The 17,768-nt window shown below is 65.5% G+C and carries 2 protein-coding genes; both read right to left on the reverse strand.

All coding sequences use genetic code 11. The features are described from left to right. Positions 1-171: 171 nt before the first annotated feature. Positions 172-12,606: a non-ribosomal peptide synthase/polyketide synthase gene (locus ACLEJQ_RS25055; protein ID WP_440799575.1), complete on the reverse strand. Its 12,435-nt coding sequence runs from the start codon at positions 12,604-12,606 to the stop codon at positions 172-174. Then, a partial coding sequence (locus tag ACLEJQ_RS25060; protein WP_440799578.1) for an amino acid adenylation domain-containing protein occupies positions 12,606-17,768 on the reverse strand: 5,163 nt, incomplete at its 5' end. The genes ACLEJQ_RS25060 and ACLEJQ_RS25055, both read right to left, overlap by 1 nt.

Raw genomic sequence — 17,768 nt, forward strand, 5'->3', positions numbered from 1 at the left:
CCCGCTCGGCTGCGCAGCAGCCGCAAAAACTGGGGCCGCTTCGCGCCCCAGCGGGAGCAAGCTCCCTCGCCACAGGTATGCGCCTGGCAGTGCCATAGATACTGCGCCTGGCAGTGCCACAAGTACTGCGCCTGGCAGACTCCTGGTTAAACAATAAGCCCGCCCCGGAATTCAGGCCGCCTGCTCCACACAATGCTCGATCAGCGCCTCCAGCTCCGCCTGGTACTCGCGCATCAGGCGCTCGACAGTCTCGGCCCGATAACGGCGTTTGCTGAACACACAGCGCAGGGCCAGTCGCCCGTCATACACCTGCCCCACCACTTCCAGCCAGTTGCCTAATGCGGCGTGGGGGCTGTAGCAACTGCCGTAGCTTTCGGCGGCCGGCACCAGCAGCGCCTTGTCGTCGAAGCTCTGGTCGAACTGCCCCAGGTAGTTGAACGTCACCCGGGCCTGTGGCGCCCGGCCCAAGGTATCGGCCATCTGCTCACCGCTCATGTGTCGCAACACCCCATACCCCAGCCCCTTGTTCGGCACGGCGGCCAATTGCCGTTGCACCGCACGCACCGAGGTGCCGATGTCGGCTTCAGGGGACGGGCTCAAACGCACCGGGAACATGCTGGTGAACCAGCCCACGGTCCGGCTCAAGTCGATGTCCTTGAGCAGGTCCTCACGACCATGGCCTTCGAGCTGAATCAGCACCGAAGCCTGCTCGCTCCAACGGCACAGCACCCGGCTCAGCGCCGTCAGCAGCACGTCGTTGATCTGCGTCTGATAGACCGCCGGCACCTGTTTGAGCAGTTGCTGGGTGTGCAATTCAGACAGGTTCAGGTACGCCACCGACTGGAACTGCACCTGGTTCTTGCCACGGGGGTTGTCGCACGGCAATTCGCTGCCCGGTTGGTCGAGCTGCGCCAGCCACCAGGCTTTTTCCTGCGCATCGAAGTCCGCCGCGTAGGCACGCAGCCCTTCGGCCCAGGCCCGGTAGCTGCTGGTGCGGATCGGCAGATTCGGCGCACGGCCATCGCTGTAGGCCTCATAAGCGCTCTGCAAGTCTTGCAGCAGCACACGCCACGACACCGTGTCGATCACCAAGTGGTGAATGACCATCAGCACGCGGATCTCACCATTGCCCAAGGTCACATGAGCGGTGCGCCACAGCGGCCCGTTGCACAGGTCCAGGCTGCGTTGCACCTGCTCGGCGTACAGCTCAAGTTCGGCCTCATCCGCCACCTGCTGCTGCCACAGCAAGGGTTCGCCAGCCCATTGCGCCTGGCTCTCGGCCAGCGGCTGATAATGCTGCAGGTAGCGTCCGCCCACTTCGCTGAAGCGCAAGCGCAGGGCGTCGTGTTGCTGCATCATGCCCCGCAGCGCCAGTTCCAGCGCCGTCAGGTTCAAGGCCTGGCGGGCCCGCAACATCAATGCCTGGTTGTAATGATGCGGCTCGCTCATGTGTTGGTCGAACAGCCATTGCTGGATGGGGATGAGGTTGAACTGCCCTTCGACCGCAGCCTGGGTCACGTCCTCGACGACCGCCGAAACCGTGCGCTCGCGCTGCTGGAAAATCGCCTCGATGGTCTGGCCGCGCATCAGGTCGCGCAACTTGAGGTCCATTTTCAGTTCCGAGTGGTTGCGCACCCGCGACACCACCTGCAGGCTGAGAATCGAATCACCGCCCAGCTCGAAGAAGTTGTCGGTGATGCCGACCCGCTCGACCTGCAACACGTCCGCCCAGATCTGCGCCAGCAGTTGCTCGTCGCGAGTCCGTCCGGGCACATACTCGGCGCTCTTGAATTCCGGCTCCGGCAGCGCCCGGCGATCCAGTTTGCCGTTGGGGGTCACCGGCAGCGCGTCCAGGCAGATGATCTGCGCCGGCACCATGTAGTCCGGCAACTGCGTGCGCAGGTCAGCCTTGAGTTGGTCGCCGATGGCCACGCCGTCGGGGGTCACCACGTAGCCGATCAATTGCTTGCCCGAGGCGCTGTCTCGGGCGATCACCACTGCATCGGTGACGCCTGCCTGTTGTCGCAGGCTGGCCTCGACCTCGCCCAGCTCGATACGGAAACCGCGCACCTTGATCTGATGGTCGATGCGTCCCACGTAATCGAGCACCCCATCGGCCCGCTGGCGCACCAGGTCGCCGCTGCGGTACAGCCGGTCACCCGGCTGGCCGAACGGGTCCGGCACGAAACGCTCGGCACTCAGGTCGGCCCGGCGGTGATAACCCCGGGCGATGCCCTGGCCGCCGATGTACAGCTCGCCGGCAATCCCCGGCGGCAGCGGGTTGAGGTGCTCGTCCAGCACATACAAGGCTCGCTCGCCGACCGCCCGGCCAATGGGGGCGTAGGCCGCTTCGCAGTGTTGGCTCACCGGTACCTTCCACAGCATTGGCGTGACCACGGTCTCCGTCGGGCCGTAGCCGTTGGTGAAGAACTGCGGACGCAGCGCGGCTTTCACCTGCTCGAAAGTCTGCTCCGGAACCGCGTCGCCACCAAAGCAGTACACCCGCACCGGCGGCGGCGCCAGACGACTATCGGCGGCGTATTCGGCCAGCTGCTTGAGGTACGCCGGCGGGAAACAGGCGATGGTGATGCCATGTCGGTGCAAGGCGGCGAAGGTCTGCTCCGGCGTCCACAGCGCCCCGTCGCGAATCACCAGGGTGCCGCCGCTCAACAGCGTGCTCAGCCAACGCTCGTGAGCCCCGTCGAAGGCGAACGACATGAAATGCAGCTCGCGGGTATTTTCGTCCATGTCGTACAGCCCGGCGATGGCCTGGCAATGCATGCTCATCGGACCGTGGGCGACCGCCACGCCTTTGGGGCGGCCAGTGGAACCGGAGGTGTAGATCAGGTAGGCCAGGTTGTCGCCGAGCACACCGCTGCGCGGCGCTTGTGCGCTGTAGCCATGGCCGTCGAACGTGTCGATGGCCAGTTGTGTCAGGCCGTCGACATTCGGCAGACGCGCCTGTACCTGACTGTGGCTCAGCAGCAGCGCCATGGCCGAGTCGTCGATCATGAACGCCAGGCGTTCAGGGGGATAGTCGATGTCCAGTGGCACATAAGCCGCGCCGCTTTTCATTACCGCCAGCAGCGCCACGACCATTTCCACCGAACGCTCCAGGGCCACGCCGACCACCACTTCCGGGCCGGCGCCCAGCTCGATCAAACGGTGCGCCAGGCGATTGGCCCGCCGCTCCAGCTCGCCATGGCTCAGGGTCTGCTCGCCACACACCAGCGCCGTGGCCTGCGGTCGTGCCAGCGCGTGACGGCTGATCAGTTCCGGCAGCAACTGCGCCTGATAATCGGCGCCGGGCGCGGCGCTCCACCGTTCGAAGGCTTGCCACTGTTGCGCCGACAGGCGTCGCAGGTTGCCCAACCGCGTCCGGGGCGCTTTGATCATCGCGTCCAGCGTGTCCTCCAGACAGCGCCGGATTTGCTCCACGCCTTGCACGCTGAAGGCGTTGCGCAGGAACAGGTACTCGATGGACAGTTGCTCGCCGAGGTTGACCGCCAGGTCCATCGGGAAGTTGGTCACGTCGTGGTTACGCGACTCGCCGAAGCTCAGCCCGCTGTCCTGTTGCTCCCCGAGGCGCTCGTCGATCGGGTAGTTCTCGAACACGATGATGCTGTCGAACAACCCTTGCCCACCCAGCCCGGACCAACGCTGGATATCCGCCAGCGGCGCATGGGCGTGTTCACGCAGGTCCAGGTTGTAGGCCTGCAACTGCTGCAACCACTGATCCAGCGGCTGTTCAGGATCCAGGGTCTGGATCACCGGCAGCGTGTTGATGAACAGACCCAGGATGTTATCGGCATTGGCCAGCCCCGCCGGCCGTCCGGCGACGGTCGCGCCGAAGACCACGGTGTCCTGCCCGGTGAAACGTTGCAACAGCAACAGCCATGCACCCTGGATCAAGGTGTTGGGCGTGATGTGCAAGGCCCGGCAGGCTTGCTGCAAGCGCTCGGTCTGCCCGGCGTCCCAATGGGAATACAGCGCCTGATGCCCCTCCAGCGCCTCGACGTGGCGCGGGTACATCGCCTGAGTGAGCGAGGTCGGTTGCTCCAGCGCCTGGAGCCGGCCGCGCCAGAAACCTTCCAGCGCGCCCTGGTCCTGGCGTTGCAGCCACTGGATGAACTCGCGGTAACGCCCGTTACGGCTTTGCACCTGCCCATGGGCATAGAACTGCAGCACCTCGCCGAACAACCGCGAGCTACTCCAGCCATCCATCAGGATGTGGTGACAGGTCCAGATCATCTGGTAGCGGTCATCCTCCAGGCGCAGCAACAGCACCCGTTGCAGCGGTGCCTGGCTCAGGTCGAAACCGGCCAGGTAATCGGCGGCGGCGCGTTCGCTGATGGCCTGCTCGATCACGGCCTGCTCGCTGGTGTGCCGCGAGCGCCAGTCCTCGACCAGCAACGGCAACTCGACCTGACGATGAACGATCTGCACCGGCGCGCCAAGGCCATCCTGCCAGTGGAAACTGGTGCGCAGGATATCTTCGCGCTCGATCACCGCGGCCCAGGCACGGGCGAAACGTTCGGTGTCCAGGCCATGCACCGGCAGGCTGATCTGATTGACGTACAGGCCACTGCTGTCGTCGGCCAGGGTATGGAACAACATGCCGTCCTGCATCGGCGACAGCGGGTAGATGTCCTCGATCTGCGCCACGGGCACCGGCAGTCGGTCCAGTTGCGCCTGGGTCAGGCGGGCCAGCGGGAAGTCCGAAGGTGTCAGGCCCCGGGGCGCCTCGCAGCAGCAATGGTCGATCAGTTTCTGCAACGCCACAGCGTAGGCATCGGCCAGTTGCTGGAGCGTGGCTTCGTCGAAGACATCGCGACTGAAGGTCCAGTCCAGGGACAGTTCGCCGTTGAACACCCGACCGTTGATGGTCAGCCAGTTGCTCAACGGGACGTCCTCGCCATGACCGGCGCCACTGCTCTCTTCGCTCGGCACGAACAGCGCCTGCTCATCGAAACTCTGGTCGAACTGCCCAAGATAATTGAAGGTGATCCGCGCCTCGGGCAGCTTCGCCAGGCGCTGCTGGCTTTCGTCAGTGCCCAGGTAACGCAGCACGCCATAGCCCAGGCCCTTGTTCGGCACTGCGCGCAGCTGCTCCTTGACCCGCTTGATCGAATCGCCCAGGTCGGCCGATGGGGTCAGCATCACCGGGAACAGGCTGGTGAACCAGCCCACCGTGCGGCTCAGGTCGACGCCGTCGAACAGCTCCTCGCGGCCATGGCCTTCAAGCTGCACCAGGCACGCCGGCTGCGAGGTCCACTGGCAGATCACCTGGGCCAGGGCGCATAGCAACAGGTCATTGACCTGGGTCCGATAGGCCGTCGGTGCCTGTTTGAGCAGGCGCTGGGTCTGCCCGGCGTCCAGCCGCGTGCTGACCGAGCGGCCATATCGCGAGGCCTGACTGCCTTCGGGGCGGGCCCGTGGCAAGGGCGGCAAGGGTTGGTCGAGTTGCCCGGTCCAATAGGTCAGTTCCCGCTGCAACGGCTCGCTGCGCGCATAGTCCTGCAACTGCCCGGCCCAGGCCTGGAACGCGGTGGTCTTGGCCGGCAAGGCAACCGGCTGCTGGGCGAGCAGTTGCCGGTAGGCGCGTTGCAGATCTTCCAAGAGCACCCGCCACGACACCCCGTCCACCACCAGGTGATGGATCGCCAGGTGCAGGCGCGAACTGCCGTCCTGCACCGCGATCAGGCTGCACCGCAGCAACGGCCCCTGTTGCAGGTCGAGGCTGCGTTGCGCCTGCTCGGCGATGGCCAGGATCTCATCGGCGTTCTCTGCGCTGCGCAGCCAGATGTCCGGCGCTTGCTCGCCCAGCGCCTGGTGGCTGGCCTGCCAGCGACCGTTGCTCGCCTGGGTAAAGCGCAGGCGCAGTGCATCATGCTGGGCCAGCACCTGCCCGAGCGCCTGGCGCAAGCAGGCCACGTCCAGCGGTTCGCGAGGCGTGAGCAGCACCGATTGGTTCCAGTGCTCGCGGTGCGGGATGTCGCTGGCGAAGAACCAGTGCTGCATCGGCAGCAGATGGCTGTCACCGGTGACCGGGCCTTGGGCGGTGGTGCCGTCGTCAGCGGCGATGGCGATCCGGGCCAAGGCCTGGATGTTCTGGTGCAGGAACAGGTCCTTGGGTGTCAGGCCGATGCCTTGTTGCCGCGCCCGGCTGACCACCTGGATCGCGTTGATCGAATCGCCGCCCAGGGCGAAGAAGTTGTCAGCGGTGCCGACCCTGGTCACGCCGAGCACCGCCTGCCAGATCTCCACCAACGCTTGTTCAGTGGCGTTGACCGGCGCCGTGAAGTCCTGTTGCAACGGCGCCAGGTCCGGGGCCGGCAACGCCTTGCGGTCGAGCTTGCCGTTCGGGCTCAGCGGCATCTGGTCCAGCAGGCTCAGGTGCGTCGGCACCATGTGCTCTGGCAGGTTCTGGCGCAGATGGGCCAACAGCGCTTCGCGCAGCTCGGGCCAGTCGCTGGGCTCGCTCGCGCTGCCGACCACGTAGCCGCCCAGGACCTTGCCGCTCGGGCTGTCCTGGGCCACCACCACCGCTTCCCGCACCCCGGCGTGTTCCAGCAGACGTGCTTCGATTTCCCCCAGTTCGATGCGGAAACCGCGGACCTTGACCTGATGGTCGATGCGGCCGATGTATTCGATCACACCGTTGGACCGATAACGCGCCAGGTCTCCGGTGCGGTACAGCCGCTCGCCCGCCACGAACGGGCTGACGACGAAACGCTCGGCCGTCAGCTCAGGGCGCCGGTGGTAACCGCGCGCCAGCCCCTGGCCGCTCAGGTACAGCTCGCCATTGACGCCGCTCGGCACCGGGTTCAGTTCGTCGTCGAGGATGTAGGTCATCAGGTTGGCGATCGGCTCGCCAATCGGCACCGCATCGCGACCTTCGTCGCGGCAGGTCCAATGGGTCACGTCGATGGCCGCTTCGGTCGGGCCGTACAAGTTGTACAGGCTGGCCTTCGGCAACCTGGCGAACACCTGCTGCTGGGCATCCACCGGCAGGGCTTCGCCGCTGCAGACGATGCGGGTCAGGCTGGTGCAACGGCTGACGCTGGCGTCGAGCATGAAGGCTTGCAGCATCGACGGCACGAAATGCAGGGTCGTGATGTTTTCGCGCTCGATCAGGCTGACCAGCTTCTGCGGATCGCGATGATCCCCCGGTGCCGCGACCACCAGGCGCACGCCGGTCATCAACGGCCAGAAGAACTCCCAGACCGACACGTCGAAACTGAACGGGGTCTTTTGCAGGACGCTGTCGCCGCCACGCAGTTGGTAGGCCTGTTGCATCCAGCACAGGCGGTTGGTCAACGCCCCATGGCTGTTGCCGGCGCCCTTGGGCCTGCCAGTGGAGCCTGAGGTGTAGATCACATAGGCGAGGTTCTGCGCCACCGCCCGGGCCGGTGGATTGTCGGTGGGATAGTCCCGCAGCCAATCGTCATCCCCATCCAGCACCAAGGTCTTAAGACCACCCTCTGTGGGAGCGAGCTTGCTCGCGATGGCGTCGGCACATCCACCATCATCATTGACCGGACCACCGCCATCGCGAGCAAGCTCGCTCCCACAGGGGTCAAGCAGTGCACCTTGGGTCAGCAGCCATTCGATACCACTGTCCTCGATCATGTAGGCCAGACGCTCCGATGGATATTCCGGGTCCAACGGCACATAGGCGCCGCCGGCCTTGAGGATTGCCAGCAGCCCGACGACCATTTCCACGCTGCGGTGCACGCAAATGCCCACCAGCACATCCGGACCGATGCCGCGCTCGATCAGGCCATGTGCCAGGCGGTTGGCGCGGGCGTTGAGCTCGGCGTAACTCAACGCTTGCCCTTCGAACACCAGCGCCTCGGCCTGCGGCGCGCGCTCGACCTGGGCTTCGATCAACTGATGGACCGGAATGTGATTCGGATAATCGGCCCAGGTATGGTTCCAGTCCCGGACGATCAGCCGCCGCTGCGCCCCGTCGAGCATCGGCAGTTCGCCGATGCGCTGGGCCGGGTTGGCGACAATCGCCCGCAGCAGGTTCAGCCAGTGCGCTGCGAGGCGGGCGACGGTGGCGGGTTCGAACAGGTCGCTGGCGTAGGTCAGCGCCGCGCCAAGGCCTTCGGCGTACTCGAAGGTGTCCAGGGCCAGGTCGAACTGCGCCGTGCCGCTGTCCCAGGTCAATTGCTCCAGGCTCAGGCGGGGCAATGCCGCGAGGTCGCGGCGGACCTCGCTGGCATGGTTGAACATCACCTGGAACAGCGGTGTGTGGCTCAGGTTGCGCGCCGGGGCCAGCAGCTCCACCAGTTGCTCGAACGGCAGATCCTGATGGGCCTGCGCGCCCAGTGCCCGTTGCTTGACCTGACGCAGCAACTGGTCGAAGCCGAGGCTGCCTTCGATGTCGGCCTTGAGCACCTGGGTGTTGACGAAGAAGCCCAGCAAGCGCTCGGTTTCCACGCGATTGCGGTTGGCGACCGGCACGCCGACGCGGATGTCGTTCTGGCCGCTGTAGCGGTGCAGCAATGTCTGGAAGGCCGCGAGCAGCAGCATGAACAATGTGCTGCCGTGCTGCTGGGCCAGGCGCTTGAGACCGTCGGCCAGGGCTGGCTCGATGACGATGGGCAGACGGGCGCCGCGATAGCTCTGTTGCACCGGACGCGGCCGGTCGGTCGGCAACTCAAGGATCGGCTGTTCGCCGCCCAATTGCGCGAGCCAGTAGTCGAGTTGACGCTGCTGCTCCCCCTCCTCCAACCATTGCCGTTGCCAGTGAGCGAAGTCGGCGTACTGGATCGGCAACGGTGCCAGCTGCGGCGTCTGGCCCTGGCTGAACCCGGCGTACAGGCGCAGCAGGTCGTCGACCATGATCTGCATCGACCAGGCATCGGAGACGATGTGGTGTTGGGTCAGGATCAACACGTGATGGTCGGCTGCCAGTTGCAGCAACTTGACCCGCAGCAAGGGCCCGCGTTGCAGATCGAACGGCTGTCGCGTCTCGGCCTCGATCAGGCCACGCAAGACGTCCGCGTCGAGGGCCGCCGGCGCCGGTTCGATGACCAGCGGCACAGGCGAAGGTGGATCAATGCGTTGCACTGGGCGCTCGTTGTCGAGCAGGAACCGGGTGCGCAGGCTCTCGTGACGCGTCACCAACGCGTCGAAGCTGTGTTGCAGGGCCTCGCGGTCAAGGCTGCCACGCAGGCGCAGTGCCGCAGGAATGTGATAGGCGCTGCTGGTCGGTTCCAGCTGCCACAAAAACCATTGGCGTTGCTGGGCGTAGGACAGGGCCAGCGGCTGCTCCCGGGCGATCCGCGGGATGCCCGATTCCGCGCTGGCCGACGCGCTGTCCATGGCTTCGACAAAGCCTTGCAGGCTGTCGTGGGCGAACAGCAGGCGCAACGGCACCTGGAGCTGCAACTGCTGGCGGATGCGCGACGTCACTTGGGTGGCGAGCAACGAATGTCCACCCAGGTCGAAGAAATTGTCTTTCAGGCCGACCCGAGGCACCTTGAGCACCTCGGCCCAGATCGCCGCCACGGCCTGCTGCCGGGACGTGACCGGGGCGACATAGGTTTTCTGCCATTGACTGGCATCGGGCCGGGGCAACTGTTTGCGGTCCAGCTTGCCGTTGGGCGTCAGCGGGAAGCGTGGCAACAACATCAGGTGCGTCGGCACCATGTAGTCGGGCAGATTGACCTTGAGCCGGGCGATCAGGCGGTCACGCAGGGCGCTTTGCTGGTCGGGGTCCAGGGCGTCTGGTGCAACCGCCGGCACCACGTAGCCCACCAGCACCGGCCCACCGGGCGCATCCTGGGCCAGCACCGCGGCCTCACGAACGTTGTCCTGTTCCAGCAAGCGCGCTTCGATTTCACCCAGTTCGATACGGAACCCGCGGATCTTCACCTGATGGTCGATGCGTCCCAGGTACTCGAACAGCCCGTCGGCTCGTTGACGCGCCAGGTCACCGGTGCGGTAGAGCCGCTCGCCGGCGCGGAAGGGATGCGGGACGAAGCGTTCGGCGGTCAACGCCGGGCGCTGGAAATAGCCACGGGCCAGGCCCTCGCCACCGATCAGCAGCTCACCGGCGACACCCTGGGGCACCGGCATCAGGTCGGCGCCGACGATGTACAGCGAGGTGTTGGCAATCGGCCCGCCCAACCACGGTTGCGCATCCGCGCTGCGCAGCGGGTGCAAAGCCGACCAGATGGTGGTTTCGGTCGGGCCATAGAGGTTCCACACCTCGCCACCGAGCGCGAGCAGGCGCACCGCCAGGTCCCGGGGCAATGCCTCGCCACCGCACAAGCACTTGCAGCCGCGCAGGCCATCGGCGTTTTCGTTGTCCAGCAGCATGCGCCAGGTCGATGGCGTGGCCTGCACCACATTGACCTGCTCGGCCTCGATCAACGCCAGCACCGCATATGGGTCCTGGGCCACATGTTGCCCGGTCAGCACAATGCACGCGCCGACCATCAACGGCACATAGATTTCCAGGCCGAAAATATCGAAAGAGAACGTGGTCAGGGACAAAGCCCGGTCTTCGGCCGCCATGCCCGGTGCCTTGGCCATGCTCGCGACAAAGTTGCCCAGCGCGCCATGGCGCACCATCACGCCCTTGGGCTTGCCGGTGGAACCGGAGGTGTAGATCGCATAAGCCAGGTGCTCAGGATCAAGGTGCGTCGCCAGGTCGTCACAGGCATAGCCATCGAGCCAGTCACCGTCCTGGTCCAACACCAAGGTGCTGACGCCAACACCGGCCCCTGTGGGAGCAGAGAATGGGTCAAGCAACGAGCTCTGGGTCAGCAGCCACTCGATGCCACTGTCCTCGATCATGTAGGCCAGGCGCTCCTGGGGAAACGCCGGGTCCAACGGCAGATACGCGCCGCCGGCCTTGAGGATCGCCAACAGGCCCACCAGCATGTGAGCGCTACGCTCCACCGAAATGCCCACCAGCACGTCGGCGCCCACGCCCAGGGCCTGGAGTTTTCTCGCCAGTTGATTGGCCCGGGCATTGAGCTGCCCATAGCTCCAACGCTCGCCGTCAATCACCAGTGCCGGCGCATCGGGAGTGCTCAACGCTTGCGCTTCGAACAGTCGATGGACGAAACCAGCCTCGGCTGTCGGCGCGATGGCCCGGTTCCAGTCGTGGAGCTGCGCCTGTTGTTGCGCGGCATCGAGTAACGGCAATTCGCCAATGCGCTGGCTCGGATCGGCCACGATTGCCCGCAACAGGTTCTGCCAATGCCCGGCCATGCGCGCCACCGTGCTGGCCTCGAACAGATCGCTGGCATAGATCAGCGCAGCCGCAAGCCCTTCGCTGTGCTCCACGGTTTCCAGGGTCAGGTCGAACTGCGCGGTGTGGCTGTCCCAACGCAGCCCTTCGACTCGCAGTTCACCCACCGGGCCCTCACCCGCCGGGCCTTGGGTCCGGTGATTGAACATGACTTGGAACAGCGGGCTGTGGCTCAGGTTGCGCTCAGGTTGCAACGCCTCGACCAATTGCTCGAACGGCAGGTCCTGGTGGGCCTGGGCGCCGAGGGCGGTGTGCTTGACCTGTTGCAGCAAGGCGTCGAAGGTGTCCTGGCTCTGCACGTCGCTGTCGAGCACCTGGGTGTTGACGAAGAAGCCGATCAAGCGCTCGGTTTCGACCCGGTTGCGGTTGGCCGTGGGCACCCCGACGCGAATGTCGTTCTGGCCGCTGTAGCGATGCAGCAGGACCTGGAACGCCGCCAGCAGAATCATGAACAGACTGACGCCTTCACGCTGGGCCATCTGCTTGAGGGCGCGAGCGAGTGCATTGTCCACCGCCAGTTCCAGGCGTGCGCCGCGGTAGCTCATCACCGCCGGCCGGGGGAAATCGGTGGGCAGTTCCAGGACCGGTTGCCGACCGCCCAGCCGTGCGGTCCAGTACTGCAACTGGCGCTCGCGCTCACCGGCCTCCAGCCAGTGCCGCTGCCAGATGGCGTAGTCGGCGTACTGGATCGGCGACGCCGGCCATTGCGGGACATGGCCCTGGCTGAAAGCGGCGTAGCCTTGGATCAATTCCTCGACCATCACCTGCATCGACCCGCCGTCGCTGATGATGTGGTGCAGCGTCACGATCAGCACGTGATCGTCGGCGGCCAACCGCAACAGGCGCGTGCGCAGCAGCGGCCCCTGTTGCAGGTCGAACAGCTGACGGGTCTCGTCTTCGATCAGCCGACGCAACTGCATCTCGTCCGGCATTGACTCCAGGACCTCGGCCTGCAACAGCAGCGGCGCCGCGTCCTGAACCTGCTGCACAACGCGCTCGCCCTGGTTCACGAAACAGGTGCGCAAGCTCGGATGGCGCGCCACCAGCGCACTGAAACTCTGCTCCAGCGCGGCGATGTTCAGCGGCCCACGCAAGCGCAGGGCCGTGGGCATGTGATAGGCCGCGCTGTCGGGATCCAGTTGCCAGAGGAACCACTGGCGCTCCTGGGCAAAAGACAGCGGCAAGCTGTCGAACTCGGCACTGACAGGCGGGATCGGCAGGTTCGCCGGGGAAACGTTCTCTTCGAGCATTTTCTGCAAGTACAAGCGACGTTTTTCCAGCGGCAGCGTTATGAAGCGCCTGGCAATGCGTTGTGCGACAGCGGTGTCCATCAAACCTCCTCAAATTCATCGAGCAGCGCTTCAAGCTTGCTCAATTTCGACGTATTCATTTGCTCGCTGGCAGGCGCCAGTTGCGCCACGAACGCGCCGAGCACCGGGTATTGGAAAAGCAGCTGGGGCGTCAAGGTCAGGCCCAGCTCCAGTTGCAGGCGCGACACCGCATTCACCACCAGCAGCGAATGCCCGCCCAGTTCGAAGAAGTTGTCCCCCAGCCCGACCTGCTCGACCTTGAGCACGTCCTGCCAGATCGCCGCGACCTGGCGCTCCAGCTCGCTTTGCGGCGCCAGGTAGGCCAAATGCAGCATGCGACTGTCCGGCGCCGGCAGCGCCTTGCGGTCGAGCTTGCCATTGGCGGTCAGCGGCAGGCGCTCGAGAAACACCAGTTGGCTCGGCACCATGAAGTCAGGCAACTGCTCAGCCAGGCGCGCCTTGAGCCGTTCACCCAGGTGAGCCTGGCCTGTCGCGTCGAGCGACGCGTCATGGCTGACGAGGTAGGCCACCAGTTGCGCACCGTTCGCGGTTTCCCGCGCCAGCACCAGCGCGTCGCGCACCTCAGCCTCGGCTTGCAGGCGCGCCTCGATTTCGCCCAGCTCAATGCGCAGGCCACGGATTTTTACCTGATGGTCGATCCGGCCGAGGTACTCGATCACACCGTCCGCGGCATGGCGCGCCAGGTCACCGGTGCGGTACAAGCGACCGCCGGGGGTTGGCGCGAACGGGTCGGGAATGAAACGCTCGGCGGTGAGCGCCGGACGCTGGTGATAACCGCGGGCCAGGGAACAACCTGCGATGTTCAACTCGCCCACCGCGCCTGGAACACAGGGTTGCAAGGCCGCGTCCAGCACATAGGTGCGCACGTTATCGATGGGCCGGCCGATGGCGATGATTCGCCCGGTGTCACCTTCGGTTGCGCGCCCTACCGGGTGGCTGCTGGTGTCGATGGTCGCTTCGGTCGGGCCGTACAGGTTGCGCAGTTCGCCCTCGAACAGCGCCAGCACCCGGTGCGACAAGTCCGCGCTGAGCGCTTCGCCACCGCACAACAGCAGGCGCAGGGAGGCCAGTTGGTCGCGGGTCGCCAGCGGTATCAGCGCTTGCAGCAGCGACGGCGCCATTTGCAGCACGCTGACGCGCCAGCGCGCTACTTCAGCCCACAAGGTGGTCAGGTCCAGGTTCAGTTGCGCCGGTGCGAGCACCAGTTGCGCGCCGTTCATCAGCGGCAGCCAGAATTCCCAGACCGAGGCATCGAAGCTGATAGCGGTTTTCTGCAGGACCCGGTCAGCGGCCGTCAGTTGCAGGCACGCCTGCATCCAGTTCATATGATTACTCAAGGCCCCATGGCGGATGCCCACGCCCTTGGGCTTGCCGGTGGAACCGGAGGTGTAGATCAGGTACGCGAGGTGTTCACCGTCAATCGCCACGTCGGGGTCGCGCTCGCTGTAGGCGTCAAGCCATTGCTCGGGCTGGTCGAGTGACAGCCAGGCCACCATGGCGCCCTCGAACAACGGCAGGACCTGGCTTTCGGTCAACAACAAGGCAATCGCGCTGTCCTCGACCATGTACGCCAGGCGCTCCTGTGGATAGGCCGGGTCCAGCGGCACATAGGCGCCGCCGGCCTTGAGCACCGCCAGCAAGCCGACGACCATCTGCACCGAGCGGGTCATCGCCAGCCCCACCCGCACCTCCGGGCCGACGCCGCGCTCGATCAGGCCATGGGCCAGGCGATTGGCTCGGGCGTTGAGTTGGGCGTAGGTGAGTGTCTGCTGCTCGCAGACCAGCGCCACCGCGTCGGGCGTGAGTCGAGCCTGGGCTTCGATCCAATGATGGACGTGGCGCCCTTCAGGCGCCTCGACCGAGGTGGCATTCCAGTCGTACAACACCCGCTGGCGCGTCGCCTCGTCCAGCCATTGCAGGTCGCCCACGCAACCGTCGACCGGCAGGCTCACCATCTGCGCAAGCACGTGTGCCACCTGCTCAGCCAGACGCTCGACGGTGTGTGTAGGGAAGGCAGCATGGGCATAAGTGAAGTGCAGGCTGAGGATGTCAGTTAGATTGACGGCCAGGGTCAACGGGAAATTAGTCTGTTCCTGGTTGGCCACGGCGCCGAAGCTCAAGCCCGAGGGCGCCTGCTCCTGCAAAGCCTGGGACACCGGGTAGTTTTCGAACACCAGCAAGGTGTCGAACAATCCCTCGCCGCCCTGCCCGGCCCAGCGCTGGATCTCGAACAACGGCGTGTGTTCGTGCTCGCGCAAGGCCACGTTCTGCGCCTGGATCTGCTGCAACAGGCTGCTCACCGATTGCTCCGCACGCGCACCGGCGATCACCGGCAAGGTGTTGATGAACAGGCCGATCTGCTGCTCGACGCCCTTGAGCTCCGTCGGACGCCCGGACACCGTGGCACCGAAGGCCACCGTGGCCTGCCCGGTGTAGTGTTGCAACAGCAACAGCCAGGTCGCCTGGACGACCGTGTTGAGGGTGACTTTCTGCTGGCGGGCGAACTCGATCAAGCGTTGGGTCTGGGCCGCGCTCAGCAACTGATAGTGGCTTGCATGGCTGGGTTGCGCGGCCATCTGGACGGCCCCGAAACGCGGGTCAGCCAGACGAGTCGGCGCGTCGAGCGCTTGCAACTGCTCACGCCAGAAGGTTTCGCTGGCGGCGGCGTCGCGCCCTTGCAGCCAGGCGATGTAGTCGCGATAGCGCCCAGCCGGACGCGCCAGGGCCTGGCCGTCGTAGCGCTGCAGCACCTCGCCGAGCAACTGCGAGTTGCTCCAGCCGTCCATCAGAATGTGGTGATGGGTGTAGATCAGGTGGTAATGCTGCGGACCGGTCTTGACCAGCACCAGGCGCAGCAGCGGCGCGCACGCCAGGTCAAATCCCTGCTCGCGTTCGCTGGCCGCCCGCTCGACCAGCGCCTGGGCGATATCGGCCCGAGTGCTCCAGTCCAAAAAGGTGAATGGCACGCGCAGCTGTTTGTGCACCACCTGCAACGGCCGTTCGCCCTGTTCCCAGACGAAACGGCTGCGCAGAATGTCATGGGCGTCGAGCGCCGCCTGCCAGGCCGCTTCGAAACGTTGAGGATCGAGGCCTTCGATGTCCAGGCACATCTGGTTGATGTAATGACCGCTGCCGTGTTCGTACAGGCTGTGGAACAACATGCCCTGCTGCATCGGCGCCAGCGGGTACAGGTCGTCCACCGAGCGCGCCGACAGTTCCAACCCGTCCAATTGCACCTGGGTCAGCCCGGCCAGCGGGACGTCCGACGGCGTCAGCCCCTGGTTCAGCGGGTCGCAGCAATGGGCAATCAGGCCGGCCAGTTCGCTGGCGTAGTCATCGGCCAGTCGCTGGATCGTCGCCTGCTCGAACTGCTCGCAGCTGAAGGTCCAGCCCAGCCGCAACGCACCGTCGAACACCTGACCGTTGAGGGTCAGCCAGTTGCCCAACGGGCTCAGCGGGCTCTGTTCGTCGCCGGGGCTTTCCGGGGCCGGGCTGAACAAGGCGCCTTGGGCCTGATCGAAACTGGCGTCGAACTGCCCCAGGTAGTTGAACGTCAGGCGCGGCACCGGCAGGCGCTCCAGGGCAGCGCGGCTGGCGTCGTCGCCCAGGTAGCGCAACGCACCGAAGCCCACGCCTTTGTCGGGAATCGTGCGCAGGGCCTGCTTGATCGACTTGATCGAATCCGCCAGCCCGGCGGCAGGCGACAACTTGACCGGGAACAGGCTGGTGAACCAACCCACGGTGCGCGTCAGGTCGAGGCCGGCGAACAGTTCTTCGCGCCCGTGGCCTTCGAGCTGGAGCAACAGGCTGTCGTCGCCGGTCCAACGGCACATCACTCGCGCCAGGGCGGTGAGCAACAGGTCGTTGACCTGGGTGCGATAGGCCGCTGGGGCCTCTTGCAGCAGTTGCCGGGTCAGTTGTTTGTCCAGCCGCGTGTGCACGGTGACCGCCTGACGGTTCTGCGCGCGGGCGTGACGGTCCAAGCACGGCAAGTCGGCCGGCGCGTGTTGCAACAGGTCCTGCCAGTAGCCCAGTTGCTGTTGCAACGCGGCGCTGCGGGCGTGGACCTGCAACTGTTCGGCAAAGGCCTTGACCGAGGTGCTCCTGGCCGGCAGTTGCAGCGGCTGTCCGGCGAACAACTGGTGGTAGGCGGTTTGCAGGTCGTCGAACAGAATCCGCCACGACACGCCGTCCACCGCCAGGTGATGGACCACTAGCAACAGGCGCTGGCTACCATCGGCCAACGTCGCCAGAAGCCCGCGCAGCAACGGGCCGTCTTGCAGATCCAGGCTGCGCTGAGCCTGATTGGCGAGCCTCTCCAGCTCCGCCGCATCGGCCACTTCGCCGGTCCACAGCAAACCGTCCGCCGCCCAGGCCTGGCGTTGCACCGACACATCGCGGTGGCGGGCATTCCAGCCAGCCTCGGTCTGGGTGAACGACAGGCGCAAGGCGTCATGATGCAGCACCAACGCTTGCAAGGCTTGCTCGATCCACGCGGCCTGCAACGGGCTCGACGGTTTCAGCAACACCGACTGGTTGTAATGGTGACGTTCGGCAATCGCCTCGCCGAAAAACGCCTGCTGGATCGGCAGCAGCGGCGTCGGTCCCTGTGCCGGAGCCTGATCGATGATGTGTGCTTCACCGCCGGTCTGGGCCACGTTGGCCAGCGACTGCACGGTCTGGTGCTGGAACAGGTCTTTCGGAGTAAAACCGATACCCGCCTGACGGGCGCGGCTGACGACCTGGATCGAGACGATGGAATCGCCGCCGAGCTCGAAGAAGTTGTCGCTCAGCCCTACCCGCTCAACCTTGAGCACGTCCTGCCAGATTGCTGCGAGCTGTTGCTCCATCCCGCTTTGCGGGGCCAGATAATCCTGTTGCACCTGACTGGCGTCCGCTGGCGGCAGGGCCTTGCGGTCGAGTTTGCCGTTGGCGGTCAGTGGCCATTGATCGAGGAACAACAGGTGCGTCGGCACCATGTAGTCCGGCAGGTCGGCCTTGAGCCCGGCCTTGATCTGTTCGCGCAGGTTCCCGGGGTCGGCGGCGCCCGCTGCCGGGATTACATAGCCCACCAGTTGTTGGCCGCTCGGTCCTTCCTGGGCCAGCACCCGGGCTTCGCGCACCGGCTCCAAGGCGTTCAGGCGAGCTTCGATTTCCCCCAA

The organism is Pseudomonas sp. SMV71 (genome assembly GCF_052042015.1).
Classification (GTDB): Bacteria; Pseudomonadota; Gammaproteobacteria; order Pseudomonadales; family Pseudomonadaceae; genus Aquipseudomonas.